Origin of the sequence: Bryocella elongata, assembly GCF_900108185.1 — a bacterium.
GTDB lineage: Bacteria > Acidobacteriota > Terriglobia > Terriglobales > Acidobacteriaceae > Granulicella > Granulicella elongata.
This window is the reverse complement of the sequence record NZ_FNVA01000002.1, coordinates 205,431-229,531: the sequence shown is the minus strand read 5'-3', so window position 1 is coordinate 229,531 and position 24,101 is coordinate 205,431. Positions and strand designations below refer to the sequence as shown.

Annotated in this window: 24 protein-coding genes; 11 read left to right on the top strand and 13 right to left on the bottom strand. The window is 62.3% G+C overall.

Annotated elements, in window-relative coordinates:
• Window positions 1-34 precede the first annotated feature (34 nt).
• Window positions 35-784, bottom strand: coding sequence for a GvpL/GvpF family gas vesicle protein (locus C4S68_RS07215; RefSeq protein WP_103932389.1), 750 nt, complete (start codon window positions 782-784; stop codon window positions 35-37).
• Window positions 785-1,140: 356 nt separating this feature from the next.
• Between C4S68_RS07215 and C4S68_RS07210 the strand changes: the two genes are divergently transcribed.
• The gene (locus C4S68_RS07210) at window positions 1,141-1,896 is read left to right on the top strand and encodes a tetratricopeptide repeat protein (RefSeq protein ID WP_103932388.1); all 756 of its coding nucleotides are present in this window, start codon (window positions 1,141-1,143) and stop codon (window positions 1,894-1,896) included.
• 94 nt (window positions 1,897-1,990) lie between these two features.
• Here C4S68_RS07210 and C4S68_RS07205 read toward each other — a convergent pair whose 3' ends face one another.
• Window positions 1,991-3,223, bottom strand: a complete 1,233-nt coding sequence (locus tag C4S68_RS07205) for a potassium channel family protein (protein WP_235011437.1) — start codon at window positions 3,221-3,223, stop codon at window positions 1,991-1,993.
• Window positions 3,224-3,483: 260 nt separating this feature from the next.
• On the opposite strand from C4S68_RS07205, the gene C4S68_RS07200 reads away from it, so the two are divergent.
• The 3 genes from C4S68_RS07200 (at window position 3,484) to glmM (ending at window position 6,977) form a co-directional block, all read left to right on the top strand.
• On the top strand, window positions 3,484-3,855 hold the full coding sequence (locus tag C4S68_RS07200; RefSeq protein WP_103932386.1) for a response regulator: 372 nt from the start codon (window positions 3,484-3,486) through the stop codon (window positions 3,853-3,855).
• A 67-nt stretch (window positions 3,856-3,922) separates the two neighbouring features.
• The gene (gene xseA / locus C4S68_RS07195) at window positions 3,923-5,542 is read left to right on the top strand and encodes an exodeoxyribonuclease VII large subunit (protein WP_103932385.1); all 1,620 of its coding nucleotides are present in this window, start codon (window positions 3,923-3,925) and stop codon (window positions 5,540-5,542) included.
• 82 nt (window positions 5,543-5,624) lie between these two features.
• A complete protein-coding gene (glmM, locus tag C4S68_RS07190) occupies window positions 5,625-6,977 on the top strand; it encodes a phosphoglucosamine mutase (RefSeq protein WP_103932384.1) in 1,353 nt (450 codons plus the stop codon).
• 60 nt (window positions 6,978-7,037) lie between these two features.
• Here the strand turns inward: glmM and C4S68_RS07185 are convergent, their stop codons facing one another.
• Both C4S68_RS07185 and C4S68_RS07180 read right to left on the bottom strand, forming a co-directional pair.
• Window positions 7,038-8,114, bottom strand: coding sequence for a PAS domain-containing protein (locus tag C4S68_RS07185; RefSeq protein ID WP_103932383.1), 1,077 nt, complete (start codon window positions 8,112-8,114; stop codon window positions 7,038-7,040).
• A 142-nt stretch (window positions 8,115-8,256) separates the two neighbouring features.
• Window positions 8,257-9,285, bottom strand: coding sequence for a sensor domain-containing diguanylate cyclase (locus C4S68_RS07180; RefSeq protein ID WP_146072056.1), 1,029 nt, complete (start codon window positions 9,283-9,285; stop codon window positions 8,257-8,259).
• Between the two features lie 274 nt (window positions 9,286-9,559).
• Here C4S68_RS07180 and C4S68_RS07175 point away from each other — a divergent pair, with 274 nt between their 5' ends.
• The 4 genes from C4S68_RS07175 (at window position 9,560) to queA (ending at window position 13,873) form a co-directional block, all read left to right on the top strand.
• A complete protein-coding gene (locus C4S68_RS07175; protein ID WP_103932381.1) occupies window positions 9,560-10,492 on the top strand; it encodes an ABC transporter ATP-binding protein in 933 nt (310 codons plus the stop codon).
• On the top strand, window positions 10,485-11,714 hold the full coding sequence (locus C4S68_RS07170; RefSeq protein WP_103932759.1) for an ABC transporter permease: 1,230 nt from the start codon (window positions 10,485-10,487) through the stop codon (window positions 11,712-11,714). Before C4S68_RS07175 ends, C4S68_RS07170 begins: the two co-directional genes overlap by 8 nt.
• Window positions 11,715-12,037: 323 nt before the next feature.
• Window positions 12,038-12,727, top strand: coding sequence for a lysophospholipid acyltransferase family protein (locus tag C4S68_RS07165; RefSeq protein WP_103932380.1), 690 nt, complete (start codon window positions 12,038-12,040; stop codon window positions 12,725-12,727).
• 18 nt (window positions 12,728-12,745) lie between these two features.
• The gene (queA, locus tag C4S68_RS07160) at window positions 12,746-13,873 is read left to right on the top strand and encodes a tRNA preQ1(34) S-adenosylmethionine ribosyltransferase-isomerase QueA (protein ID WP_103932379.1); all 1,128 of its coding nucleotides are present in this window, start codon (window positions 12,746-12,748) and stop codon (window positions 13,871-13,873) included.
• A gap of 9 nt (window positions 13,874-13,882) precedes the next feature.
• Here the strand turns inward: queA and C4S68_RS07155 are convergent, their stop codons facing one another.
• The gene (locus C4S68_RS07155; RefSeq protein WP_160115049.1) at window positions 13,883-14,386 is read right to left on the bottom strand and encodes a nuclear transport factor 2 family protein; all 504 of its coding nucleotides are present in this window, start codon (window positions 14,384-14,386) and stop codon (window positions 13,883-13,885) included.
• Window positions 14,387-14,471: 85 nt separating this feature from the next.
• Here C4S68_RS07155 and polA point away from each other — a divergent pair, with 85 nt between their 5' ends.
• Complete coding sequence (gene polA, locus C4S68_RS07150) at window positions 14,472-17,471, top strand: DNA polymerase I (protein ID WP_103932377.1); 3,000 nt, start codon at window positions 14,472-14,474, stop codon at window positions 17,469-17,471.
• Window positions 17,472-17,825: 354 nt separating this feature from the next.
• On the opposite strand, the gene rplQ is transcribed toward polA, so the two are convergent.
• The 8 genes from rplQ to infA all read right to left on the bottom strand — a co-directional run bounded on the left by rplQ (window position 17,826) and on the right by infA (window position 22,369).
• Window positions 17,826-18,296 carry a 50S ribosomal protein L17 gene (rplQ, locus tag C4S68_RS07145; RefSeq protein ID WP_103932376.1) on the bottom strand — a complete coding sequence of 157 codons (471 nt, stop codon included), beginning with the start codon at window positions 18,294-18,296 and terminating at the stop codon, window positions 17,826-17,828.
• Window positions 18,283-18,729, bottom strand: coding sequence for a four helix bundle protein (locus C4S68_RS07140; RefSeq protein WP_103932375.1), 447 nt, complete (start codon window positions 18,727-18,729; stop codon window positions 18,283-18,285). The genes rplQ and C4S68_RS07140 overlap by 14 nt, the downstream gene beginning before the upstream one ends.
• 90 nt (window positions 18,730-18,819) lie before the next feature.
• Window positions 18,820-19,908, bottom strand: a complete 1,089-nt coding sequence (locus C4S68_RS07135; protein ID WP_103932374.1) for a DNA-directed RNA polymerase subunit alpha — start codon at window positions 19,906-19,908, stop codon at window positions 18,820-18,822.
• A 215-nt stretch (window positions 19,909-20,123) separates the two neighbouring features.
• On the bottom strand, window positions 20,124-20,756 hold the full coding sequence (gene rpsD / locus C4S68_RS07130) for a 30S ribosomal protein S4 (protein ID WP_103932373.1): 633 nt from the start codon (window positions 20,754-20,756) through the stop codon (window positions 20,124-20,126).
• Window positions 20,757-20,907: 151 nt separating this feature from the next.
• Complete coding sequence (rpsK, locus tag C4S68_RS07125) at window positions 20,908-21,336, bottom strand: 30S ribosomal protein S11 (RefSeq protein WP_103932372.1); 429 nt, start codon at window positions 21,334-21,336, stop codon at window positions 20,908-20,910.
• 3 nt (window positions 21,337-21,339) lie between these two features.
• Window positions 21,340-21,720, bottom strand: coding sequence for a 30S ribosomal protein S13 (gene rpsM, locus C4S68_RS07120; protein ID WP_103932371.1), 381 nt, complete (start codon window positions 21,718-21,720; stop codon window positions 21,340-21,342).
• A gap of 232 nt (window positions 21,721-21,952) precedes the next feature.
• Window positions 21,953-22,066, bottom strand: a complete 114-nt coding sequence (rpmJ, locus tag C4S68_RS07115) for a 50S ribosomal protein L36 (protein ID WP_103932370.1) — start codon at window positions 22,064-22,066, stop codon at window positions 21,953-21,955.
• Window positions 22,067-22,150: 84 nt separating this feature from the next.
• Complete coding sequence (infA, locus tag C4S68_RS07110) at window positions 22,151-22,369, bottom strand: translation initiation factor IF-1 (RefSeq protein ID WP_014264250.1); 219 nt, start codon at window positions 22,367-22,369, stop codon at window positions 22,151-22,153.
• A 371-nt stretch (window positions 22,370-22,740) separates the two neighbouring features.
• Between infA and C4S68_RS07105 the strand changes: the two genes are divergently transcribed.
• Complete coding sequence (locus C4S68_RS07105) at window positions 22,741-23,268, top strand: hypothetical protein (protein WP_146072054.1); 528 nt, start codon at window positions 22,741-22,743, stop codon at window positions 23,266-23,268.
• 126 nt (window positions 23,269-23,394) lie between these two features.
• Window positions 23,395-24,075, top strand: a complete 681-nt coding sequence (locus tag C4S68_RS07100) for a hypothetical protein (RefSeq protein WP_103932368.1) — start codon at window positions 23,395-23,397, stop codon at window positions 24,073-24,075.
• Window positions 24,076-24,101 lie beyond the last annotated feature (26 nt).

Sequence of the window (24,101 nt, the reverse complement as noted above, 5' to 3'; positions counted from 1 at the left end):
AAGGCTGGAGCTTTCTGCTTGAGCGGGATAGGTCCTACGCGTGCGTGCGGGTCTGCTCGCGGTGGACGAAGTGATACGGCGGCCACGGTCCGGAGAGCTGCATGGCGCAGTCCTTCATCTCCTTGGTCGCGGTGGAGTACTTGTTCTGGTAGCGCTCCACGGTCTTCTTGTCGACCAGGTGAGCGATGTCGAGCAGCATCTTGCCGGACTCCATGCGCTTGCAGGTGATCTCCTCGGCCAGCGGGAGGAACATGCGGTGCATCTGGAGGCTCAGTGCGCGTGCGCGGGACTGGCGCTCACGCTGGCGGCTGGCGGACTCACGCAGGTGGGACAGATACTCCTGTCCGGCCGCGCCGGTGACGGACTCGCCGCGGGTCTCGGGGCAGATGTCGTCGACGACGACCTTGAGGTGCATCTCGGCCTTGCCGCGCAGACGCTCGACGTTGGCCATGAAGTGACGCTGGTTGGAACGGACCGAGCGGCGCAGAGCGTCGTCGTCCTCAAAGCAGGTGCCGAAGCGGAAAGGCAGAACGGTGGACTTCGAGAAGCAGCTGGAGATCACGCGGGCGTGGTCACGAGCGGCAGACTGCCCTTGCGGGCCGGAGAGTCGAGCCGTGTCTTCAGGCTGGTGCTCCGAGACGATCACGGCGAGGTCCGCCGCGGGAAAGAAGAAGGTCTGGTTTCCAAAGAGCCCGGTCAGCCCCTCCAGAGGCATTGGGCGGCGGTGACGGGCTAATTCGGGATAGGCGTTCCGTTCGGTGATGCAGTAGGCATACCATGCCATGACTTGGGTCGCTCCTGGTCGCCGAGGGGTGAACCCCCTTCGGCTTTTTCGTCGTCCAGCTTTGCTTTTTGAACGCACTGCCTCCATCTGGCGCGTGCCCCATTTTGTAGTGCACTGTACCGATAGCGAGACGGATAGTATGCCGTCCGAATAACGGTTGGCAAGCGGGAAGTAAACGAATCGCGAGCCTTAGTGCAGCATCTCGCGACACCCCGCAGAAACGCCCGCAGACCCCAAACCTTCCCCGTCTTCGCGATGCGTCCGGCAGTAATCCTGATAAACTGAGGCGATGTCCGGGCGCTGGGCCCCGACGATCTTCCCTGTTCCGTCAGGGGTTCTGGACAAAGGATTCGCTAGTGGATAACGCAACAAAGCAAGCGCTGAAGCAGCCCGACAAGTTTGTCGCCCTGACCGAGAACAGCATCGACTGGGCGAAGCATAACCGCGGCACCGCTATCACCCGCGGGCTCACGATCGCCGGCATCGTTGTGCTGGTGCTCGCAGGAGCGTCCTTTTACCAGCACCGCTCGGCAGCAGCGTCGGCAGCCCTGGGAGAAGCAATTCAGACCTACCAGACCCCTGTGGCCACGCCTGGCCAGGAACTCCCCGCCGGGATGAAGAGCTTCCCGTCCCTGAAGGACCGCGCCAGCGCGGCGAACGCCGAGTTCAAGAGCGTCGCCGACCAGTACGGCATGATGCCGGCCGGCCGCATCGCGGTGTACTTCACCGGGCTCACGTATATGGAAGAGGGTCAGAACAGCTCGGCGGAGGCTTCGCTGTCGAAGTCGGCCTCCAGCTGGGACGGAAACGTCTCCGCGCTGAGCAAGCTGGCACTCGCGCAGCTGTATCAGCAGACCGGCCGTGATTCACAAGCGGTGAGCCTCTACACCGAGCTCACCAAGACCAACGCGACCACCGTTCCTGCGGGCCTCGCCCAGATCCAGCTTTCGGAGCTCTACACCGCCGAGGGCAAGACCGATCAGGCGCGCCAGATCCTCGCTCAGCTGAAGGATAAGGATAAGGACTCCAAGGGCAACCCGGGCGTCGCCGCCGAGATCGCCACCCAGAAGCTCAACCCGCAGGCTGCGGCTCAGGGTCCTGGGCTCCAGTAACACTGACCGGGACGCATGGATTCAACCGCACGAAGGCCGCCCGGGATGGGCGGCCTTCTTGTTTCCAATCCGCAAGTGATTGATTTCCCCAGGCCTAGTGCCTCTCGTCCTCTCCGAAGTGATCGGCCGTCGATAGTGGGCTGAGGTGGGTGCTGAGGCGGTCCGCCAGCGCGCTGGGTGTGCGCAGATCCGCCACCGTCGTCCAGTTGTCCTTGCGCTTGCTTGGGTCGCGCGGCGGAGGGACCCAGCGAGGCAGCCCAAGAGCCAGGAAGTGCCCCATCGCACAAGCGGACGGCTCGTAAAGCCTCCGAATCGACTGCAGCCGGGCATGCGCCTCGATATCCCCGCACAAAGCGAAGCCGGCTCCGCCGAGAACTTCGCAGAGCCGGGCGAACTCATCGTCGTCCAGGCGCTGCATGGGCTGTTGCAGGAAGCCAATCTCCATCGACTCCTGCCGGAAGACGTGCACGATATCCACCAGCACATGCCTGCCGACGGCGAACGTCAGCTGCGCCTGCCGGGTCGCCGGCCCCTCCACCGTCGTGATCAGCAGCGCGCAGGTGTCGAGGATCGCTGTCAGAGCCGCGAGCCAGCTTTGATTGTCGTGCTGCGAGCGGTAATAGCAGAGCAGCGGATAGGAGATGTGGGTCTCCAGCAGCGTTGCGCACCACCGCTCCCACTCCGCGAGGAGTTCGATGAGCGCGGCGTTGCCACCGGTAAAGCTGTGGCGGACGAGCAACTCGGAGGCCGTCGGGGGCGAACCGGCGCGGGCGTCCAGCAGGGCGACGGCGATCTCCCGCTGGCTGAACGCTGTATAGAGCACCGGAACGTAACCGATCACCAGGGCGACGAAGCCGAGGCCCGTTCCGGCCTCGAGGACGACAAGCGCCCGGGCCAGCAGCGTGGCCGGGACCACATCTCCGAGGCCCAGTGTAAAGATCGTGGATCCACTGACATACAGGGCAGTACGAAGCTCCCCGCCGAGGGTGCCAGGATGGAATGGATCGCTGAACGGTGTGTGCAACCCGAAGAAGATCAGGCCATAGCCTCCGGCCAGGAGGGTCGCCCACACGATAAAGAGCAGGAGCAGGGAGAGCGGCCCGTAGAAGCTGTAGAACTGATCTCGCGCCTTAGACGACTGGATCAGTCGGGCGACACGCACCCACGGCGTCCAGGTCGCCAGGAAGAACAACCGGGTGATGCGGAAGCGCCCCACAGGCCGGCGCGGAAGGATGATCGTCTGAAACGCGTCCAGCAGGGCGAGTGTCAGAGTGAGGAAGCCGAGAATCAGCGCAAACCTGTGCATACCGTTGACTTTAGCCTTCATCCTTCCAAATTTGATTGAGTGAATACCTTCGTACCCGTAAAACTCGCGCAACGGGTGGCGTCCGCACGCAGATTGATCTAGTGTGATTTGCAACCCGGCGTCGCGCCAGCACCAGATTAGGGATTTTTGGGTTGAGCTCGAGTCAATTCGCCATGACCCGGGTCTAAACACCCAGAGCCCTGACCACGTCGAGTCGGTTTGTGAAGGGCGCCCTTCTTTCGGGCCAAATGAACGCCGTACAGCCGCTAACGAGGTGCGCCATGAAGCAGCGGGTCTTGATCGTTGATGATGATCGTCTTGTAGCTGATACGTTGTCGCTGGTCTTTCGCCTGAATGGTTTTGACAGCGAGGCGCGGTACTCCGCCGCCGACGGTTTGAACCTTGCCCGGAGCTTCGCACCGACTCTCCTGCTCACTGACGTGACGATGCCCGGTGAGAGCGGTCTCGACCTGGCGGATGCCGTGGCCCGTGAGATGCCTGACTGCAAGCTCATGATGCTGACGGCCTACGAAAGCAACACGCCGCACGTCGAGAAGCATACCGCGCGCACCCGGCGACCTATCCGCATGCTCTACAAGCCTGTCCGCCCGGAAGAACTGATCCGCGAGGTTCACGAGCTGCTGCTGGCCTAGATCGACACCTGTCGCGCCTGCCTGCCGCCAAATTCACGCCGGGCCGCGGCGTACACTCAACCTGAGCATGAAGCCCAGCGATGACAAGCTCAGCGGGAACCATCCAGATGTGGACCAGCCCAGCGGAATCCCGACGTTGGCCGAGCTCCGGCGCGGGCGGACATCCCCAAAACGTCGCGCTCCCGCATCGCGGGTAAGCTCAGGCCCTCCCGGACTCTTCGACAGCTTTCCGGCCCCTGAAGCGCCGTCCCCTACAGAAGAGATCATCCCCGTCCACCGACCGGAGCCTGCCGTTGCAGCAGCTCGGGAGCCGGTTCCGAGCCGCGCGACCGATGCGCCGTCACTGCCCGTCGCCGACCCCACCCGTGTCTGGAGTGTTAGCGACCTGGTGCGTCACGTTCGCAACGCGATCGAGCGCGGCTTTGGTGGCGTGACGGTGGAAGGCGAGATCTCCAACTGGCGACCCGCCGCGAGCGGACACGTGTACTTCACCATCAAGGACCCGACCGCACAGCTCTCCATCGTGATGTTCCGCAACCGCGCCCAGCGCCTCCGGTTCAAGCCGAAGGACGGCGACAAAGTTCGCGTGCGGGGCGGGCTCAGCCTGTACGAGAGCCGCGGCCAGATGCAGATGGTCGCGGAAAGCATGGAGCCCCTGGGCCTCGGTGCGCTGCTGGCCGCGGTGCGCGAGCTCAAGGAGAGGCTGCGGCGCGAAGGGCTCTTCGACCGCAAGCGTCCCCTGCCACCGTTTCCTCGCTGCATTGGAGTGGTCACCAGCGCTCAAGGCGCCGCTCTGAGAGACATCGTCAAGGTCTGCCGGCGACGTCATGCGGCCGTGCGGCTGCTCATCTACCCCGCCGCCGTGCAGGGCCCCAACTGTGCGCGTGAGGTCGCCGCGGGAGTGAACTGGTTCTCCGCTCGGCCCGAGCTTGCGGACGTTGTGCTGGTCGCGCGAGGTGGCGGAAGCTGGGAAGATCTTCACGGCTTCGATGACGAGTTGGTGGCGCGGGCGATTGCGGCCTGCAGCGTGCCGGTCATCTCCGGCATCGGTCACGCGACCGACACGACGATCGCTGATGCGGCGGCCGACGTGGCGGCACCGACGCCTTCGGCAGCAGCAGAACTCGTCACTGCCGCACATCATCAGGTGGGTGAGCGGCTGGCCCGGCTCGATGCCCGCGTTCGGCGCGCCGGGCAATACGAGCTTCTTCGCGCGCGGCAGCGTTTTGCGCGTCTCAGCGCGGCGATGGTGCTGCGCCGCGTGAGCGATGCCCTCGGCCAGCGGGCGCAGAAGATTGACGAGCTGGGCTTTCGGGTCGAGGCCGCGATGCGCCGCCGACTTACGCGCGCCGATGCGACGATCTCGCAGCTGGGCTCGCGGCTGGCGCGGCAGGATGTCCGGCGGCGGCTCGCTGCGGATGAGCGGCGGGCGGCGGTCTTGCGGACGCGGCTGGAGGCTACATCCTTCGCGGTCACGCGTGCCCGCAACCTGCGGTTGGAGCAGCTGACCAGCCGCCTCGACGCGCTGAGCCCGGTGAAGGTGCTCGAGCGTGGCTATGCCCTGGTCTACGGCGCGGATGGCCGGCTGCTTCGCTCGAGTGACGCCGCCAGCCCCGGGGATACCATCACGGCGCGGCTCTCCAATGGGCGGCTCCGGGCGAGTGTCCTGGAGTCCAGCAAGTCCTAGCGCCGCCGCCGATTTCGCATCTCAAGAAACGTGTCGCAAGCGTCAACAGCGCTGCAACACCCTGAGAAGGTAGGCTGTAGAGATGCGGAAGTTGTTTGGAACAGACGGAATTCGCGCGGTTGCCGGTCAGGCTCCGCTGGATGAGAAGACGGTGCACGCCGTCGGCGTCGCGCTGGGTGTCACGCTTGGTGCACCCGGAAAAGACGTGCGCGTTGTGATGGGCATGGACACGCGCGAGAGCGGCCCATGGATCGCACGAACGCTGATCGCCGGCCTGAACGGCGTGGGAGCGCATGTAGAGTTCGCGGGCGTCATTACGACGCCGGCCGTGGCCTACCTGGCGCGCAAGCACGGCTTCGCTGCGGGGGTGGTCATCTCGGCCTCGCACAATCCGTGGGAAGACAACGGCATCAAGATCTTCGGCGGCGACGGCTACAAGCTGCCCGACGAAGTGGAGATGGGCATTGAGGCGGAGATCGAAAGGGCACTGGAGGGTTCTGCGTTGAGAGCCCAGGGCTCAGAAGGCCAGCTGCCCGAGGTCAACGAGGCCTTCCGGCGCGAGTACATCGAGTTCCTGCTCTCGACCGTGCCTGACATCTCGCTGGACAATCACAAGGTGGTCATCGACTGCGCGAACGGCGCAGCTTCGACGATCGCGCCGCAGCTCTTTGCGGAGCTTGGCGGTACGGTCGAGGTCACCCATGCTTCTCCCGACGGCCGCAACATCAACCTGAAATGCGGTGCACTGCATCCCGAGATCGTGGCAGCCGAAGTGAAGACACTCCACGCGTCAATGGGCTTCACGTTCGACGGCGATGCCGACCGCGCACTGTTCGCCGATGAGCATGGCAACGTCGTCAACGGCGATGCCGTGATGCTCGTGTGCGCGCGCGACCTGCAGCAGCGCGGCCTGCTGACGAAGGACACCGTCGTTGCAACCACCATGTCCAACATGGGCCTGGAAGCGGCGTTCAAGCGCTCAGGCATCACCATGCTGCGCGCTCCGGTGGGCGACAAGTACGTGCTGGAGGAGATGAAGAAGTCCGGCGCTTCGCTGGGCGGCGAGCAGTCCGGCCACATCCTCTTCCCTGCGCTTGCGACGACCGGCGATGGCCTGCTGACCGCCCTGGTGGTGCTGGATGTGGTGCATCGTTCCGGCAAGACGCTGGGGCAGCTCATCGCGGACCTGAAGAACTATCCGCAGGTGATCCTGAACGTGAAGGTGCGTGAGAAGAAGCCGCTCGAAACGATTCCCGCAGTCGTGGAGACGATCCACGCTGCAGAGGTGGAGCTGAAGGACACGGGCCGCGTGGTGATTCGCTACTCCGGCACGGAGGCCCTGGCGCGCGTGATGATCGAGGCTGAGAGCGAAGAGGCGATGCGCCGCCACGCCGAGGCCATCGCAGGGGCTATTCGCACCGAGATTGGCGTGTAGCAAATGGGGAGCCCGGGGCCAAAGTTGCGGCCCCCGGGGAATCCGATCTTTGCAACCGCGTTATAGCCCGACCAGTGCCATCTCCATTTTGCGGTCGCTCATCATCTCGGACCGCTCCTGCTGCAGGGCCATCACCTGCGCCAGTTCGACCTGGTCGCGGAGTTCGCTGATCTCGCGCCGCATGCGAGCGATCTTCTCTTCGCGCATGGTCGTCTCTGTGATGTCGACCGCGATTCCGCCAAGCGTCGTCACGCCTTCGCCGCTACCGCAAGGGAACTTGTAGATGTGCCAAAGCGATGCGCTTCCGTCCGACTCGCGGCTGCGCTCCTCCAGCACCTGCAGCTGACCGCTCCGCAGTACCGCAAGGTCGTTGTCACGATAGGCCTGAGCATCTTCCGCCGGGAAGAGATCGAAGTCCGTCTTGCCGAGCCACGCGCTCATCGTAATGCCGAAGCGCTCGGCGAAGCGGCGGTTGTAGTACAGCATCCTGCCATCCACGCTCTTCACGAAGCTCAGGAAGGGGCTCTCGTCCATGAAGGACTGGAAGCGCTGCTGGGCTGCGAGCAACTCGCGATTGAGGCGATCCTGCTCGACGAGCATCTGCTCCTGCTCGATGCGGCGCATGCGAAGCTCCATGCGGCGCATGCGAAGCTCCATGCGCGCGTTTACCTGCCGCGCGAGCACCTCGAGCGCGGTACGCTGAGCACCAGTCAGCTGACGGGGCTGGCGGTCAAACACGCAGAGCGCGCCTACGTGTTCGCCAGTGGGTCCGCTGATGGGCATGCCCGCGTAGAAGCGGATATGCGGGTCGCCAAGCACCAGCGGATTGCGCTGGAAGCGCTGATCAGCCGTGGCATCCTCCACAACGAAGATCTCATCCTGCTGGATGGTGTACGAGCAGAAGGCCGATTCACGGTCACTACCGTGCGAGTCCATGCCGACGACGGCCTTGAACCACTGCCTCCGCTCATCGATCAGCGTGATCGCGCTGATGGGCACATCGCTGATGCTGGCTGCGAGCCCTGCCAGCTCGTCGAACTCCGGCTCGGCGGGTGTATCCAACAGACGCAGACGTGCGAGCGCCTCCAGGCGGCTGGCCTCTTTGTGCGTCAGCGATTGGTTCATCGCACGGTCCATAGAACAGCACCTCCGGCGGACGCAGAGCCCGCGAATGTACTGAGCATAGGCAGCGGAGAGCCGTTTGTGAGGTTCCAACTCAGGTACGTATTGGCGAAGTGGATGCCCACCGGCAGGAACACTTCGACAACCTGAATCCTCTCTAGTTGACCGCGGCGTGCGTGTCAGAGGTGGCCGGCATCTCGAGGCCGCTCGCCGCGACGACCCTGTCCTTGCCTGCGTCCTTGGCCGCGTACAAGGCGGCGTCGGCCAACCGCACCAGTTCCGCCGACTGCTCGCCGGGCACGGTGATCGCTGCCGCTCCCACGCTCACCGTGACGGGACGGTGCCGCCACTCCGTGGCATGGACGCGCTCGATGATGCGATGCGCCAGGTTCAGCGCCTTCACCTCGTCGGTTTCGGGCATCAGGATGGCGAACTCCTCGCCACCATACCGGGCCGCCAGGTCGCTCTCGCGAACGGTACTGTGCAGTACCCGGGCGAACTGCCGCAGCACCTCGTCGCCGTCCTCGTGACCGAAGGTGTCGTTGCGCAGCTTGAAGTTGTCGAGGTCGAACATCAACATCGCGAGCGGCCGCTGGTTGCGGCGGCGCTGGGCGATCTCCCACGCAAGGCGCTCATCCAGCGTGCGACGATTGGCGAGCCCGGTAAGACCGTCGGTTGATGCCAGCTGCTCCAGCTTTCGGTTGGCCTGCTTCAGTTCGGCCAGGGCGCGCTCCAGCTCCAGTCGCTGCACACGCAGCTCGATACGGGCATTCACCTGCTCGGCGAGACTCTTCAACGCCTTCGCCTGCGCATCGTTGAGGGTCCTGGGATGGGGAGCGAAGACGCACAGTGTGCCCAGGGCGTAGCCTTCAGGATTGCGCAGCGGCACGCCGGCATAGAAGCGAATGCCACCTTCGACGGTGACCAGCGGATTATTCCGGAAGCGCTCATCGGCGGTCGCATCCTCGACCAGCATCATCTCTTCCTGGCGGATGGCGTAGTCGCAGAAGGCAATCTCGCGCGGATCTTCGCGGTGGTTGAGGCCTACGGCTGCCTTGAAGAACTGCCGCGTCTCGTCGATGAGGCAGACAACACCAACGGCCGTGCCGCAAACCGCCGCAGCTGTGGCGGCAAACTCGTCGAACTCCGGCTCCCGGGGGCTATCCAGGAGCCCAGTTCGATGCAATGCTTCCAGCCTCCTGGCCTCGTAGTGTTGCTCAGCGATCACGCTCGCCCTCCCGGTTGTTTTCGAACGAAACGACCCTGGGAGTTCTGCGATGACAAGGGCCCATGGCGCTATTTCACCACAGGTAGGGCAAAAGGCGCAGGCACCGCGCCCCGCACCCTGTACTTCGGTCAGTACTCCCGTAACGTGTTACTAAACGCTGGGTTTTGCAGTACTAAAAGTTGGGATGAGGTTTTGATATCGGACGGTACACTTGCGTCAATTCAACCGACCTATGCCCATCGTCCAGCTCGATCAAATTCGCAAACAGTACGGTTCGAAGGTTGCCGTAGAGGGATTGTCCCTCAACATTGAGCGTGGCTCGATGTTTGGCCTGCTGGGGCCTAACGGCTCCGGCAAGACTTCGACCATCCGCATGATGATCGGCATGACCGTGCCTGACTCCGGTGGAGTCTCGCTCTTCGGCCAGCCCTTCTCTCGCAAGCAGCTCGCCCGCGTGGGCTTCCTCCCGGAGGAGCGCGGCCTGTACAAGAAGATGAAGGTGCTGGACCAGCTTGTCTTCCTCGGACGGTTGCATGGGCTCGACGCCGCTACCGCGAAGTCACGCTCGGTTGCCTGGTGCGAGCGACTGCAGATCGCAGACACGCTGCAGAAGAAGACCGAAGAGCTCTCCAAAGGCATGCAGCAGAAGATCCAGTTTATTGCCGCACTGCTGCATGATCCGGATCTCATCATTATGGACGAGCCGTTCAGCGGCCTCGACCCGGTGAACGCTCAGCTGCTGATGGACGTCCTGATCGACCAGCGCACGCAGGGCAAGGCCATACTCTTCTCGACCCACCGCATGGACCAGGTGGAGCGCTTCTGCGATTCGATCGCGCTGCTCTCGCGCGGCAAGCTGCTGCTCTCCGGCTCCATGCGCGAGATCAAGAGCCAGTACCCGCGCAACCGTGTGGAGATGATCTTCACCGGCAATGAGAGCTTCCTCGACCATCCTTCCGTGGAGACCTACAGGCTCTACGAGGATGGCGCCGAGCTGAAGCTGCACGAAGGCAAGGAATCACGCTGCGTGCTTCGTCATGCGTTGGAGCATGGCACCAACATCGTGCGGTTCGAGGTGATGGAACCTACGCTGGAGGAGATCTTCATCGAGCATGTGAAGGCCAGCTTCGGCGATGCCGACAACGGGGGTGCGGTCGATGCATAACGTCCTTCTCATCGCACGCCGCGAGTACTTCGAGCGGGTCCGCACCAAGGGCTTCCTGCTCGCGACGGTGCTTATCCCGCTGGTCATGGGCACGCTTATCTTCGGCAGCATGCTGTTGATGGTTACCTCGAAGACGCAGTCGCACGTGGCCATCGTCACGACGAACAACAGCCTTGGCACAGAGATGAAGCAGCAGCTCGAAGGCGGCCAGCAGGCGCAGATGAAGGTGGACCTGCTCGCACCTTCGGATGCCGTTCGCAGCCAGCTTGAGGCGCAGCTTCATGCCAAGGACTCCACGCTTGCCGGATACCTCTGGGTGACTCCCGGAGAGACGCCTGAGGCTCGCCCCAACGTGGCCTACAGCGCACGCTCGGCGGGCGACATCGCTACCGCGAACGCTCTGCAGGACGCCCTGCGCGCCGTGCTGATGCGCGAGCGCCTTACCGCGCATGGCCTTACGACCGGCGACATCGATCAGCTGACCGCTCCGGTGAAGATCGACACCAGCGCCAGCGGCGACTCCGGCGCGGCATTCCTTGCCGCGTACATGCTCTTCTTCCTGATGTACATGGTCATCATGCTCTACGGCATGAACACGGCTCGCTCGATCATCGACGAGAAGACCAGCCGCATCTTCGAGGTGCTGCTCGCGACGATCCAGCCCGAACAACTACTGGCGGGCAAGATTCTCGGCGTCGGCGCGGTGGGGCTTACGCAGATCAGCGTATGGATGCTGGCGGCGTTCGCCTTCGCGGGCTCGGGCCTTGCGCCGGGCATGATGTCACACGGTCATCCGCTCATCTCGCTCGCGCAGATCGGCTTCTTCATCCTCTACTTCCTCTTCGGCTTCCTCATCTACTCGTCCATCGCCGCGGCGCTGGGAGCGATGACGAACAGCGAGCAGGAGCTGCAGCAGCTCAACATGTTCCTGGTCATCCCACTGGTGTTCTGCATGGTGATGATCTTCCCGATCATGCGTGCGCCGGATTCCACGCTGGCCCGCGTGGCTTCGCTGATTCCCTTCTGCAGCCCGCTGCTGATGAACTTTCGCATCTCGCTGACGCATGTGCCCGCATGGGAGATCTGGCTGTCCATCGGGTTGATGACCGCGACGATCGCGGCGATTCTCTCCTTCAGCGCGCGGGTCTACCGCGTCGGCATCCTGATGTATGGCAAGAAGCCCAGCCTGCCGGAGATCGTGCGCTGGATGCGGTACAGCTAGGCTGTATCGACAAATTCGGCGAGCCACGGATCTATATAGTCCTGAAAGATGTGTCATCCCGAGCGAAGTCGAGGGATCTGCAGTTTGTGCTGGCACAGGACTGCAGGTTTCTCCACTGCGCAGGACGATGAAGCTGTCCTGCTCCGGTCGAAATGACACAGCTTTCGCAATTACGAATTTGTTGATACAGCCTAGCTTCGATCCGTTGATCTTTACGACGTCTCGCACCATCCTTCCACCTGTCTGGGTGCCCCATCTCTCGCGAGGGAGGTGGGGTTCTTGTTTGCGGCAGACAGTACGCGTACGCAGGTAAACTGAAAGACGTGCAGCGGTTCACCTTCAAGCAGAAGCTCATCCTGGCGGTGGTGCCATGGCTCGCCGCCGGGCTCATCCGCCTGCTGGGGATGACATGGCGCTATCGCGACGTGAACGCCACCGATGCAGATGGAAGGACCGTGCCCATCGGCATCACGATTCCGGGGCCGGTGGTCTTTGCCTTCTGGCATCGAACGCTGCTCACGTGTGCGCATCGATTCAGGAACAAGGACATCGCGATCCTCATCTCCCCTTCATTCGATGGAGAGTTGATCGCACGCACCGTCGAGCACCTTGGCTTCCATCCACAACGTGGGTCGAGCTCCCGCGGAGGAGCCGCGGGGCTTCGCGCGATGGCGCAGGCCTACGGCGAAGGTCATCGCTGCGCCTTCACTGCGGACGGTCCTCGCGGCCCCAACATGGTTTGCAAGGCGGGACCGGTGCAGCTCGCGCAGCTTTCCGGCGCTACGTGGATCGGTGCCTTTCATGCACAGCCTGATAAGCGCTGGGAGATGAAGAGCTGGGACCGCTTTATGATCCCCAAGCCCTTCGCGACGATCACCTTTGGCTGGCCCGCGCATGTCATGGTGGATGAGGCTGCTCCAGAAGCCACGCTCGTCGCAGTGCAGAACGCACTGGATCAAGCGGTCAGCATGTCGTCCCCTGATATTGATTCGTCTCTACGCTCTACTGTCTAACCTCTGCGGTCTCTCTCCATGCTTGTCTCCGACTTCCATTTCGATCTTCCTGAAGAGCTCATCGCGCAGCAGCCGCCGGCGGTGCGCGGTTCGAGTCGCATGCTTGCGGTCGATCGCGCAACGGGTGCTCTTGCAGACCGCCAGTTCACTGATCTGCCGTCGCTGCTCCAGCGCGGCGACCTGCTGGTAATGAACGATTCGCGCGTGCTGCCCGCGCGGCTGTTTGCGACGCGCGCGGGGCTGACGACGCAGCACAACTCCCCGGCCCCCAGCGGCCACATCGAGGTCCTGCTCGTCGAGCACCTGTCCAACGCCGAAGGGCATAACGAATGGCGCGCGCTGGTAAAGCCCGCGAAGAAGGTGCAGCCCGCCGAGACATTGCGCTTCGATGAGACGTTGAGTGCCCAGGTGATCGCAGCCGGCGAGTTTGGCGAGCGTACGCTACGCTTCAACCTCGCAGGCACAGCGTTCTACGAGGGGCTCGACCGTATCGGGCATCTGCCGCTGCCACCGTATATCCATCGCGACAAGGCCGCGCCCAACACCAGCGAAGACCGCGAGCGCTACCAGACCGTGTTCGCACGTGAGCGTGGCTCAGCCGCTGCGCCCACTGCGGGACTGCACTTCACGCCCGAGGTGCTTGAGGCATTGCGCGCGCGTGGAGTCGAACTGGCAACCATCACGCTTCACGTGGGCCTCGGCACGTTTCAGCCGGTGCGTGTGGACCGCACCGAAGACATCCGCCTGCATGCAGAACCGTACACTCTCTCCGAAGCAACCGCCTGTGCGATCAACAGGGCAACGCGAGAAGGCCGGCGCATCGTCGCTGTAGGCACTACGACGACGCGCACCCTGGAACACATTGCGCGCATCACCCCTGCGGGCGAGAACGTCGCGGCGCACTCCGGATCGACCAGCCTCTTTCTCTCGCCCGGCCTCAACGATCGCTTCCTGCTCGTCGCCGGGCTGCTGACGAACTTCCATCTGCCGCAATCCACGCTATTAATGCTCGTTAGCGCGTTTCTTGGCGATGCACATAGCGAGGAATCAGATTGGGGACGGCAGGCTGCGTTACGCGCCTACGCGCACGCGGTCGCTGAGCGTTACCGCTTCTTCAGCTACGGCGACTGCATGCTGATCACGTAAGTCGATTGACTACTTCGTCGGCATCGATACGGGCACGCGCGTGGAATGGAAAAATTGGAGCTTCCAGGCTCCGTTCCTCTTCACCAGCTGAGCGGATTCAAGCCATGTCGTCGGGATGGGCGCCTGCCCTGCACCCATGGTGATGGAACCGGAATTTGTATACGTGATCCAGGCCTGATCTCCGGCCACATGCACGTCGGGCCTGGTGACGTTCCACGCGAACTTGATGCCCTTTGCGTGGTAGTCCATGATCATGCCCATGAGCTCTTCCATCTCATACCGCTTGCCACCGTCGAAGGCATAGAACCCGGGCACGATCAGCTCGTGAAACTTACGGACGTCGTCAGTCGCGGCGGCGCGGTACATCGTCCGCATTACGTTCACGACCGCATTCTGATCCGCGGACATCGCAACGATACGTGGGAAGGGGGCAGGGATCTGCGCTCCGCCCTCCAAACCCGGCAGAGCCATGGAAACGGCGATCAGCCCCGACATCATCCAATGAATACGCATATTCCTCTCCTGCAATACCTTGTTTGCACAGGTTAGCAAGCAAGTTCGCCAAGCTGCTGTGACGGGCCGTACCATCGAATGGACTATGTCCAGCGCGACCGAAACCCCGAACCTCAGCTCCGCCGCCCAGCCCGGCAAGAAGCCGCCTGTCTACCTGCTTGACTCGATGGCCTTCATCTATCGCGCATACCACGCGATGCAACGGTCGCGCCCGATGACTACGCGCACCGGTGTACCCACGGCGGCGACCTATGTCTTCGTGAACATGCTCAACAAGCTACGCAAGGACTTCCAGCCTGAGTACCTGGCTGCAGTGTATGACGTTGGCGCTCCCGTGCATCGCAATGAACTTGCTGACCAGTTGAAGGACGTGAAGAAGTTCAACATGAAGACGCAGCAGTTCGAGGCTGTTGAGTATGCAGGCTACAAGGCCAATCGCGCCGAGACTCCGCCCGACCTGATCCAGCAGCAGCCCTACATCCGGCGCGCGCTGGAGGCCTTTCGCATCCCCATCGTGTACTTCGAGGGCATGGAAGCGGACGATGTGATCGGGACCCTGAGCTGCAGACTCGCGGAACAGGGCTATGAGGTCTTCGTCGTCTCCCCGGACAAGGACATGATGCAACTCGTCAATGAGCACGTGCGCATCCTGAACCCGACCAAGGACAACCTGGTGCTCGACCCGGCTGGCGTGGAGTCCGTGCTGGGTGTGCCGCCGCGGCAGGTCATCGACGTGATGGCACTGCGGGGCGATTCGATCGACAACATCCCCGGCGCTCCGGGCATTGGCGACAAAGGTTCTGTCGAGCTCATCCAGCAGTTCGGCAGCGTGGAGGCCGCGATGGATGCGGCCGTGGCGACGCCAGCAGCCTTCAAACGCAAGACGTATCGCGAGTCGCTGGCGAACAACCGCGACAACATCCTGCTTTCGAAGGAACTCGTCACCATCCACACGAATGTACCGATCGAGTTGGACCTGGAGGCGATGCGAACGAAGCCGCTGGACAACGCGGCGTGTCGTGCGCTGTTCACCGAGCTGGAGTTCACGACGCTCCTCAAGGAGCTTGCACCGGATGTGCAAGCCGTGGCGACGACCTACAACCTTGCGCCCAAGGCCGAGGAGATCGCAGCGGTGATCGAGGCCGCGCGTCCTGCAGTGAAGAGCTCCGGTGCCTCGCGTCCTTCTCCGGTGGGGCTTTCGATCGCCATTGCAGCGACGGCGCAGACGATCGCTGAAGAGGTGAGCGGGGACGAGGCTGTCATCGAAGAAGCTGAGCCTGCGCCGGCGGAGACGATGTCTCTCTTCGGTGCGCCGCCACCGTCCGCTGCTGAGATCGCAGCGAGTGTAGCGGCGGACGCGAAGGCCGTGGACGTAGCTTGTGCCCTGGGCTTCGCAGCGGACTCGGAGCATGCGTTGCTGGTGGGGCTTGATGCTGCAGGCGTGCGCGAGGCGCTGGAAGATGCCACGCTGCCCAAGCTGGTGCATGATCTCAAGGCGGTGCTGCGGGCGTTGGAGTCGCACGGAGTTACGCTGCGTGGACCTATCACTGACGTGATGCTGGAGAGCTACCTGCTGAACCCGACGCACGCTTCGCACACGCTGGCTGACATTGCGGCGCGGTCCACATCGCGCGCGTTGAAGCATCAGCCGAGCAAAGCGAATCTATCGGACCCAAACCATCTTCCTGAGGCGGCGTCAGCGATCAGCAAGCTGGCGGAGACGCTGACCGCGCAGATGCTTGAAGAGCATGTGGCGCAGGAGATTCCCAAGGACGATCCCGCGCTGGGTGGAGCGGTGACGCCGGAGATGCTGTTTGGTTCCAAGGCGCAAGGAACGCAGGCCCTGTCCGAGAGCAGCACGCTGCCCGACGTGTATGAGGACCTCGACCTGCCGCTGGTGCCCGTGTTACTGCAGATGGAGCAAGTCGGCGTCCGCGTTGACATCGCGCTGCTGCGCGAACAGTCGTCGCGGTTGGCGGTGCAGATCGATGATCTTGCCGAGCGCATCTATGCGGCCTCGGGGCATCGCTTCAACATCAACTCGCCGAAGCAGCTGGGCGATGTGTTGTTCAACAAGATGGACCTGCCGAAGCCGATGAAGTATGGCAAGGGCAAGGTGGTTTCAACCGCGCAAGATGTGCTGGAAGAGCTCGCGCAGGCGCATCCGATTGCAGCCGAGGTGCTGGAGCACCGGCAGCTGCAGAAGCTGAAGGGCACGTACCTGGACGCGTTGCCGCAACTTGCCGATGCGGAGGGGCGCATCCACTCAACGTTCAACCAGGTGGGCACGGCGACGGGACGGCTCTCGTCGACGAACCCGAACCTGCAGAACATTCCCGTGCGCACTGCAATTGGGCGTGAGATTCGGGCGGCGTTCATCGCAGCGCCGGGCAACAAGCTGATGAGCGCGGATTACTCGCAGATTGAGCTGCGACTGATGGCGCACTTCTCCGGCGACCCGTTGCTGGTGGATGCGTATCGTACGGGCAAGGACATCCACACGCTCACGGCGGCTGAGGTCTTCGGTGTCGATCCGGAGACGATGGACAAGGAGACTCGCGCGCGCGCGAAGGCGGTGAACTTCGGCATCGTCTATGGCATCAGCCCGTTCGGGCTGGCGGCGCAACTCAACATCGAACAGTCGGTGGCGAAGGAGTACATCGCGCGGTACTTTGAGCGCTACCAGGGCGTGGCGGCGTTCATCGAACGCACGCTGGAGCAGGTGCGCAAGACGCAGATCGTGCGGACAGCGTTCGGGCGCATCCGGCCGATCCCGGATATCCAGTCGCGCAACCCGAACCAGCGAGGGTTTGCTGAGCGCACGGCCATCAATACGCCGCTGCAGGGCACAGCTGCTGACCTTATCAAGATCGCGATGTTGCGGATTGATGCGGCGATGAAGCAGCAGAAGCTCAAGAGCCGCATGACGCTCCAGGTACACGATGAACTGCTCTTCGACGTAGTGCCCGCGGAGGCCGCGGCGATGGAAGAGCTGGTGAAGTACGAGATGGAGTCAGCGGCGCAGTTCAGTGTGCCGATCGTTGCGGAGGTTGGGCTGGGCGACAACTGGAGAGATATTAAGTGAGGCGAGGGCTATGCCCCCTCCCTACACCATGGCAACAACTATTATGGCTAACTCCTACGATTCTTCGACCTTCGGCGCAGCCAGATCAGCAGAGCGATCGGAACGCCGAAAACAATTGCATACATCGCAAGATCCAAGAGGATCAGCGCCCAACTTCCACTCAAGTATGTGAGGGCCACACCAGCTATCCTACCGCAGCCAGCGAAGGAGGCAGGCGCCGGGCAGTTTGGCATACCAGATGCCAGACACCAATTGGCCAGATGCCAGGAAACACGAAGGGCGCGCCTGATGGCGCGCCCTTCGTGTTGAAAATCAATGATTGAGTTTCGAGTTGTGAGCTTCGAGTCCTGAGTCTTAGGACTGAGCGCCTTCGTCGCCAGCCTGGCTGGCTTCGAGCTGCTTCTGGAGCTCTTCGCGGCGGCGGTTGCGAGCTTCCTCGCGCTTGGCTGCCTTGGCATCGAGCTCGGCCTCGGCGTCGAGAAGCTCGATGAAAGCGACCTCGGCGGAGTCACCCTTGCGGGGGCCGGCCTTGATGATGCGCGAGTAGCCACCGTTGCGGGTCGCGTAACGGGGAGCCACGGTCTTGAAGAGGCGATCGACCGACTCCGGCGTCATGAGGTACGCGAGAGCCTGGCGGCGGGCGTGAACGCTGCCGTTCTTGCCGAGGGTGATCATCTTCTCGACGATGGGACGCGAGGCCTTGGCCTTGGTCAGCGTCGTCTCGACGCGATCGTGAAGGATGATGCTGGTGACGAGATTGCGCAGAAGTGCGCGACGGTGTGAGGTGTTGCGGCCGAGCTTAAAGCCGCCTTTACGATGACGCATCGAGAGTCTCCTTCGGCCGTGCTTCTGCACTTGACCGGAAATTGTGCGAGGGTCCAGGGGTCAGGGCCCAGGGTCCAGAAAGCCGCTCAGAGCTTGCGAATGAGGGAGTAGAGCATTTTACTTTCCTCTTCAGGGATTCAGCCCGTTGAAACAGCGCCGGGTTCCCGTAGCCTAATTCGCGTGCGATGAGTAGCTGCGTCTGAACTTCCAATGTTGAACCACGGGCAATCGAGAGGAACTGTTTATAGTCCTTCCGTGTGCCCCGGCCGTAGCCTTCTGCGATGTTGCTCGGAACGGAGACCACAGCGCGTTGAAACTGGCTGATGAGACCGAACCGTTCGTCCGAAGGAAAACTGGCTGTCAGCTTGTAGATAGCAAGCGAAAGCTCTATACCGCGCTGCCAGACCTTCAGATCTTTATAGGATGTGACCATTCCTGTTCACCACTCTGCGAGGAAATGGCGCGGGGCACAATGCTTGCTGCCCCGCTATGTTGTCTAATCCCTGTTCCCTAATCCCTGTACTTAGAAGTTCTCCGACTCGTTCGCGAGTTCGAGGTCGAGGTCATCATCTTCCTCGTCTTCGAAGCTGCCATAGCTGGCAGCCAGGGTCGCGGCCGGGAGTACGGAGGTCGGTCCGGGTACGGGGTTGCCGTTCTCGTCGATCTTCATGCCCAGGCTCAGGCCCATCTGAGCGAGGATTTCCTTGATCTCGTTCAGGCTCTTGCGGCCGAAGTTCTTGGTCTTGAGCATCTCGGCTTCGGTCTTCTGAATCAGCTCGCCGATGGTGGAGATGTTCGCGTTCTTGAGGCAGTTGTAGCTGCGGACCGAGAGCTCGAGTTCCTCAACGGAACGGTTGAGGTTCTCGTTGCGGATCTGCGGGCCGTCCAGACCGTCGTGACCACCGGCTTCGATCTCTTCCTCGAAGTTGATGAAGATGGTCATGTGGTCCTTGAGCAGCTTGGCCGAGAGGCCGAGTGCGTCAGCGGGAAGCACGGAACCGTTGGTCCAGATCTCGAGCGTGAGCTTGTCGTAGTCGGTGATCTGACCGAGACGCGCAGCCTCAACGAGATAGTTCACCTTGCGGACGGGCGAGTGAACGCTGTCCACAGGGATGAAGCCGATGCCTAGGTCGGCGTCGAAGTTCTTGTCGGCCGAGACGTAGCCACGGCCGCGCTTGAGGCGCATCTCCATGTCGACGCGTCCGCCCTCGCTCACCGTGCAGATGTACACGTTGGGGTCGAGGATTTCGACGTCGGAGTCAGCTTCGATCATGCCCGACATAACGGGGCCAGCCTGGTCAGCGCGGAGGTACAGCGCCTTGGGGCCGTCGCCGTTGAGCTTGAACGGGATCTGCTTCAGGTTCAGGATGATGTCGGTCGCGTCCTCGACCACTCCGGTGATGGACTGGAACTCGTGCAGCACGCCCTCGATGCGGACGGCGGTAACCGCCGCGCCTTCGATGGACGAGAGCAGGGTGCGGCGAAGCGCATTGCCGATGGTGGTACCGAAGCCGCGCTCAAAGGGCTGCGCGGAAAACTTACCGTAGTTGTTGGTCAGTGTTTCCTGGTCAACAGCGAGACGCTTGGGCTTTTGAAAACCTCTCCAAAGCATGGGTCGGTATTTCCTTTCTCCTGCCGACGCGAAGCACTCTGCGTCAGTTCAGGGTTGGTACGGTGAGGCAGCTTCTAGCTGTTAGCTTGTAGCTCCTAGCTAAAGGCTGGGCCGCTTGCATCGCCACCGGCCCCTATCTCCTGCGAAGACCCTCTGCCGATCGTGCGGGCATGGGTGAGACGGGAGTTAGAGGCCAGCGGCTAGCAGCTAGTTACTTACTTCGAGTAAAGTTCGACGATCTGCTGCTCGTTGACCGGCAGCTGAATCTCTTCGCGCTTCGGCATCGAGACGATCTTGCCGCTGAAGTTCTCAGGCTGAGCATCGATCCAGGTGACGCGGTTCTGGCCGCCGATGAAGTTCTTCGACTCCTCGAGGATGACCATGGAGCGCGAACCTTCGCGGATAGCGATGACATCGCCAACCTTGCACTGGAAGCTCGGGATGTTGACCTTGCGACCGTTGACCTGGATGTGTCCGTGACGAACAACCTGGCGCGACTGGCGGCGGCTCATCGCGAAGCCGAGGCGGTAGCAGACGTTGTCGAGGCGGGTCTCGAGTTGCTGCAGGAGCAGGTCGCCGGTGACGCCGGTCTTGCGGGCAGCGTTCTCGTAGTAGGCGCGGAACTGGCCTTCGAGAGTGAAGTAGATGCGCTTGGCCTTCTGCTTCTCACGCAGCTGCAGGCCGTAGCCGACAACCTTCTTGATCTTCTTGGACTGACCGTGCTGTCCCGGGGGGAAGTTGCGCTTTTCGACGGCGCACTTGTCGGTGAAGCACTTTGCGCCCTTGAGGAACAGCTTCTGACCGTCGCGGCGGCAAAGGCGGCAGACGGGTCCTGTATAACGTGCCATTTGATTCTTTCTCCTAAATCAGGTGTCGATCCGTTTACACGCGGCGGGCGCTTCTTCGGGATCCGGTGGTGAAAGGGTTCAGGGTCCAGGGCTCAGGGGGCAGAAAGCTCTTGCCTTCTGCCCCCTGGGCCCTGAACGCTGGCCCCTGAAGTTACACGCGGCGGCGCTTCGGCGGACGGCAGCCGTTGTGCGGCATGGGCGTGACGTCACGGATGGAGCGGACCTCGATACCGGCGGCGGCGAGGGCGCGGATGGCGCTCTCACGGCCCGAACCGGGGCCTGCCACACGGACATCGACCGAGCGGAGACCGTGCTCGCGAGCAGAGTTGGCGGCGTTGACCGCTGCCTGCTGCGCCGCGAACGGGGTGCCCTTACGCGAACCGCGGAAGCCGAGCGAACCTGAGCTCTTCCACGACAGCGTGTTGCCCTGCTGGTCGGTGATGGTGACGATGGTGTTGTTGAACGAAGCCTGGATGAAGACGAGTCCAAATGGAACGTTTTTGCGTTCGCGCTTCTTGAACTTCTTGCCCTTACCCGCCTTGGCTCCGCTGGACTTCTGCTGCTGCTGTTTGGTCGCCATGGGCTACTTCGTCACTTTCTTCTTACCGGCAACGGTGCCCTTACGGGGGCCCTTGCGGGTACGAGCGTTGGTGTGGGTGCGCTGGCCGCGGACCGGGAGGCTGCGGCGGTGGCGAAGACCACGGTACGACTGAATTTCGACGAGGCGCTTGATGTTCAGGCTGATTTCCTTGCGGAGATCGCCTTCGATCTGACCTTCCTGCTCGATGACGGAACGGATCTTGTTGAGCTGGTCCTCGTCGAGGGTTGCCATCTTGGCGAGCGGATCGATGCCGGCCTTCTCAAGGATCTTGAGAGCGCGCGGGCTACCGATGCCGTAGATGTACGTGAGGGCGATACGAGCCTGCTTGTTGGGTGGCAGGTCGACGCCGGCGATACGGGCCATGGTGTGCCTTTCGTCTGGGCTCATTCTGCATGGCAGAGGAGCGGGGTGATTTGTTTCCGGCTGGCAGAAAGCTTTGACTTCTGACTGCTGCCTCCTCCGGGTTCAACGCACGCCTTGACATCGGCGAACTCGCCCGGTGGGGCCGGTAATGCGAGGGATCAGGGCTTAGGGCCCAGGGATTAGAAAGCGCTGCTTTCTGGACCCTGAAACCTGAGGCCTGGACCCTTGTTCCTTAGCCCTGGCGCTGCTTGTGCTTGGCGTTCTCGCAGATGACGCGAACGACACCCTTGCGATGGATGACCTTGCACTTGTCGCAGATGGCCTTTACGGATGCACGGACCTTCATGAGAATCCTCTGTTCTACGTTGTGCGTTGTACGTTGTACGTCCATGCTTGCGCGTAGAACGTAGAACCTGAAACGTACAACGGGTTACTTGTAGCGATAGACGATGCGTCCGCGATTCAGGTCGTAGGGGCTGAGCTCGATGGCGACGCGGTCTCCGGGAAGAATGCGGATGAAGTTCTTGCGCATACGGCCCGAGACGTGCGCGAGAACCTGATGCTTGTTCTCGAGCTCCACCTTGAACAGTGCGTTGGGCAGCGTCTCAACGACGACCGCCATTACCTCAATTGCATCTTCCTTCGACAAACAATCTCCTTCGAGAGGAACCCCGTAAGGAGTCCGCACTCATGTGGCTACGGGGCTTGAAATCCCCGCAGACCTATACGTCCTGTATCGTGGGCTTCTTGTACTCAGTCGCCTGGAAGGCAGACCGATACGGCGGAAGGGACACGCACCATCTGCAATGGTACAGGAAAAGTCTCCCCTTGAGAAGCGAAACGCCCAGGATGCAGGCTAAAGTCCCTTGACCGAGCTATTTCTGCGTGGTGTACTGACCGCTGCCTTCCCCACCGGGCGCTGCGGGCCACCAAACGAGCATCGCGAGCTCTAATCCAACGTTGCGACGCTACTTTCGCTCCAGGCACGAGTGTGTCCGGGGCGCCATAGAGGATTGAAAAGTGAGTATCTTCCAGATTCCATTGTCGATACAGGATCTCAACGGAGTTCATATTGGCACCGCCGTTCATGAACTCCTGTCGGACCCCAACATGGTGCGCGTGTCGCCGCTCGTCGGAGGAGGCTTTGCCTCGGACCGCCTCACGAAGTTCCACGAAGCCAGATCGGATTACATGCTCCTGTTCGCCAAAGACCAGATGACCATGTACCAGGGGCTGAACCTGTACCCCAACTATGTGATCGAGAGTGCCACGATGTTCACGGGGATGCTGGTCGGCCACTACTCCACGGATCGGCTTTCGGTGGCCAAGCGCAGCCTGCAAAAGCTGCTCTCCCCCCTGGTGGCGATCGGCAAGCCTGTGACGGCCAGCAGCATCCGTGAGTTCCTTTCGAGGGACCAGCTGCGCAAACGCGGGTATTACGTGATCCTCACGACGGACGGCAAATATACGCACTCGACGGATCGCCACGTGAGGCACTTTACTGCCCGCAAGACGATCGACTTCCAGACCATCGTCCGCACAATCTAACGGCGACTCGAAATCAGCCCCGCGTTCGGGCCGCATCTCTTGCGACCCGAGCGCGGGGATTTCCATTTAAGGACGACTGTCGGCTTTGTCCCGGTGCCGATGACTCTCCTCTGATACCCTGCGGCCATGCAGCCTATCCGCAGAGTTTTGCTGCTCTTCCTGGCCGTGCTGTGCCCGTTCACAGCGCTGGCCGCTCCTCCCAAGTCTCATACCGTCGCACTGGGTCCCCTCCGCAAGGTTCCGTACACTCCTCCCGAGGCCAACGCCGACAACCGAAGTGAAGAAGCTACGACGCTTCGGGTTCGTCCGCTGACCGTCGACGGCGCAATGAAGGAGTGGACGGTCGGTGACTTCCACGACGTCACCGACCGCACCTTCGTGATCCGGCGGGCCTTGCGGATCAACGATGCGCTGCCCGGCGAGGCGGCCAGGTGGAGCTGGCAGCCGGGACCCTGGTTATCCGTGGACCGGGTGACCGGCCACATCACAGCGCTGCATCTGCCAGACTTCGATCCGCAGATCTCCGAGGCCATCTGGTATCGGGACTATGCCGCGTATTGCGGGCTGCATGTGCTGGTTCGCTCCACGACCTTGACGGCGATCGTCTTCCAACTGGGAGCTCGCCGGGCGGCGGTGAGCCAGAAGCTGGCGAACTGGCCGCTGAATCCCCTGCCCCATCCTGTCTGCGCAGCCACGACGTGGCAACGGACGCCGATTCGAGCGACGCTGCATCCGACGGGGCTTGCTGCGGTGACGTTTGACCTTCTGGGGACGACGTCCCTCGTGGAGGATACGGACGAGCCTTGAAGGCAGCCGCTTCGCGTTAGCCAGTC

What these genes read in the sequence shown, in the direction of transcription:
- C4S68_RS07215 (WP_103932389.1), bottom strand. Translation starts at nt 784, where the DNA reads ATGGCATGGTATGCCTACTGCATCACCGAACGGAACGCCTATCCCGAA.
- C4S68_RS07170 (WP_103932759.1), top strand. Translation starts at nt 10,485, where the DNA reads ATGCATAACGTCCTTCTCATCGCACGCCGCGAGTACTTCGAGCGGGTC.
- polA (WP_103932377.1), top strand. Translation starts at nt 14,472, where the DNA reads ATGTCCAGCGCGACCGAAACCCCGAACCTCAGCTCCGCCGCCCAGCCC.
- glmM (WP_103932384.1), top strand. Translation starts at nt 5,625, where the DNA reads ATGCGGAAGTTGTTTGGAACAGACGGAATTCGCGCGGTTGCCGGTCAG.
- C4S68_RS07205 (WP_235011437.1), bottom strand. Translation starts at nt 3,223, where the DNA reads ATGAAGGCTAAAGTCAACGGTATGCACAGGTTTGCGCTGATTCTCGGC.
- rpmJ (WP_103932370.1), bottom strand. Translation starts at nt 22,066, where the DNA reads ATGAAGGTCCGTGCATCCGTAAAGGCCATCTGCGACAAGTGCAAGGTC.
- C4S68_RS07140 (WP_103932375.1), bottom strand. Translation starts at nt 18,729, where the DNA reads ATGGTCACATCCTATAAAGATCTGAAGGTCTGGCAGCGCGGTATAGAG.
- C4S68_RS07200 (WP_103932386.1), top strand. Translation starts at nt 3,484, where the DNA reads ATGAAGCAGCGGGTCTTGATCGTTGATGATGATCGTCTTGTAGCTGAT.
- rpsD (WP_103932373.1), bottom strand. Translation starts at nt 20,756, where the DNA reads ATGGCACGTTATACAGGACCCGTCTGCCGCCTTTGCCGCCGCGACGGT.
- C4S68_RS07185 (WP_103932383.1), bottom strand. Translation starts at nt 8,114, where the DNA reads ATGGACCGTGCGATGAACCAATCGCTGACGCACAAAGAGGCCAGCCGC.
- C4S68_RS07155 (WP_160115049.1), bottom strand. Translation starts at nt 14,386, where the DNA reads ATGCGTATTCATTGGATGATGTCGGGGCTGATCGCCGTTTCCATGGCT.
- rplQ (WP_103932376.1), bottom strand. Translation starts at nt 18,296, where the DNA reads ATGCGTCATCGTAAAGGCGGCTTTAAGCTCGGCCGCAACACCTCACAC.
- rpsM (WP_103932371.1), bottom strand. Translation starts at nt 21,720, where the DNA reads ATGGCCCGTATCGCCGGCGTCGACCTGCCACCCAACAAGCAGGCTCGT.
- queA (WP_103932379.1), top strand. Translation starts at nt 12,746, where the DNA reads ATGCTTGTCTCCGACTTCCATTTCGATCTTCCTGAAGAGCTCATCGCG.
- C4S68_RS07100 (WP_103932368.1), top strand. Translation starts at nt 23,395, where the DNA reads ATGCAGCCTATCCGCAGAGTTTTGCTGCTCTTCCTGGCCGTGCTGTGC.
- C4S68_RS07175 (WP_103932381.1), top strand. Translation starts at nt 9,560, where the DNA reads ATGCCCATCGTCCAGCTCGATCAAATTCGCAAACAGTACGGTTCGAAG.
- C4S68_RS07135 (WP_103932374.1), bottom strand. Translation starts at nt 19,908, where the DNA reads ATGCTTTGGAGAGGTTTTCAAAAGCCCAAGCGTCTCGCTGTTGACCAG.
- rpsK (WP_103932372.1), bottom strand. Translation starts at nt 21,336, where the DNA reads ATGGCGACCAAACAGCAGCAGCAGAAGTCCAGCGGAGCCAAGGCGGGT.
- xseA (WP_103932385.1), top strand. Translation starts at nt 3,923, where the DNA reads ATGAAGCCCAGCGATGACAAGCTCAGCGGGAACCATCCAGATGTGGAC.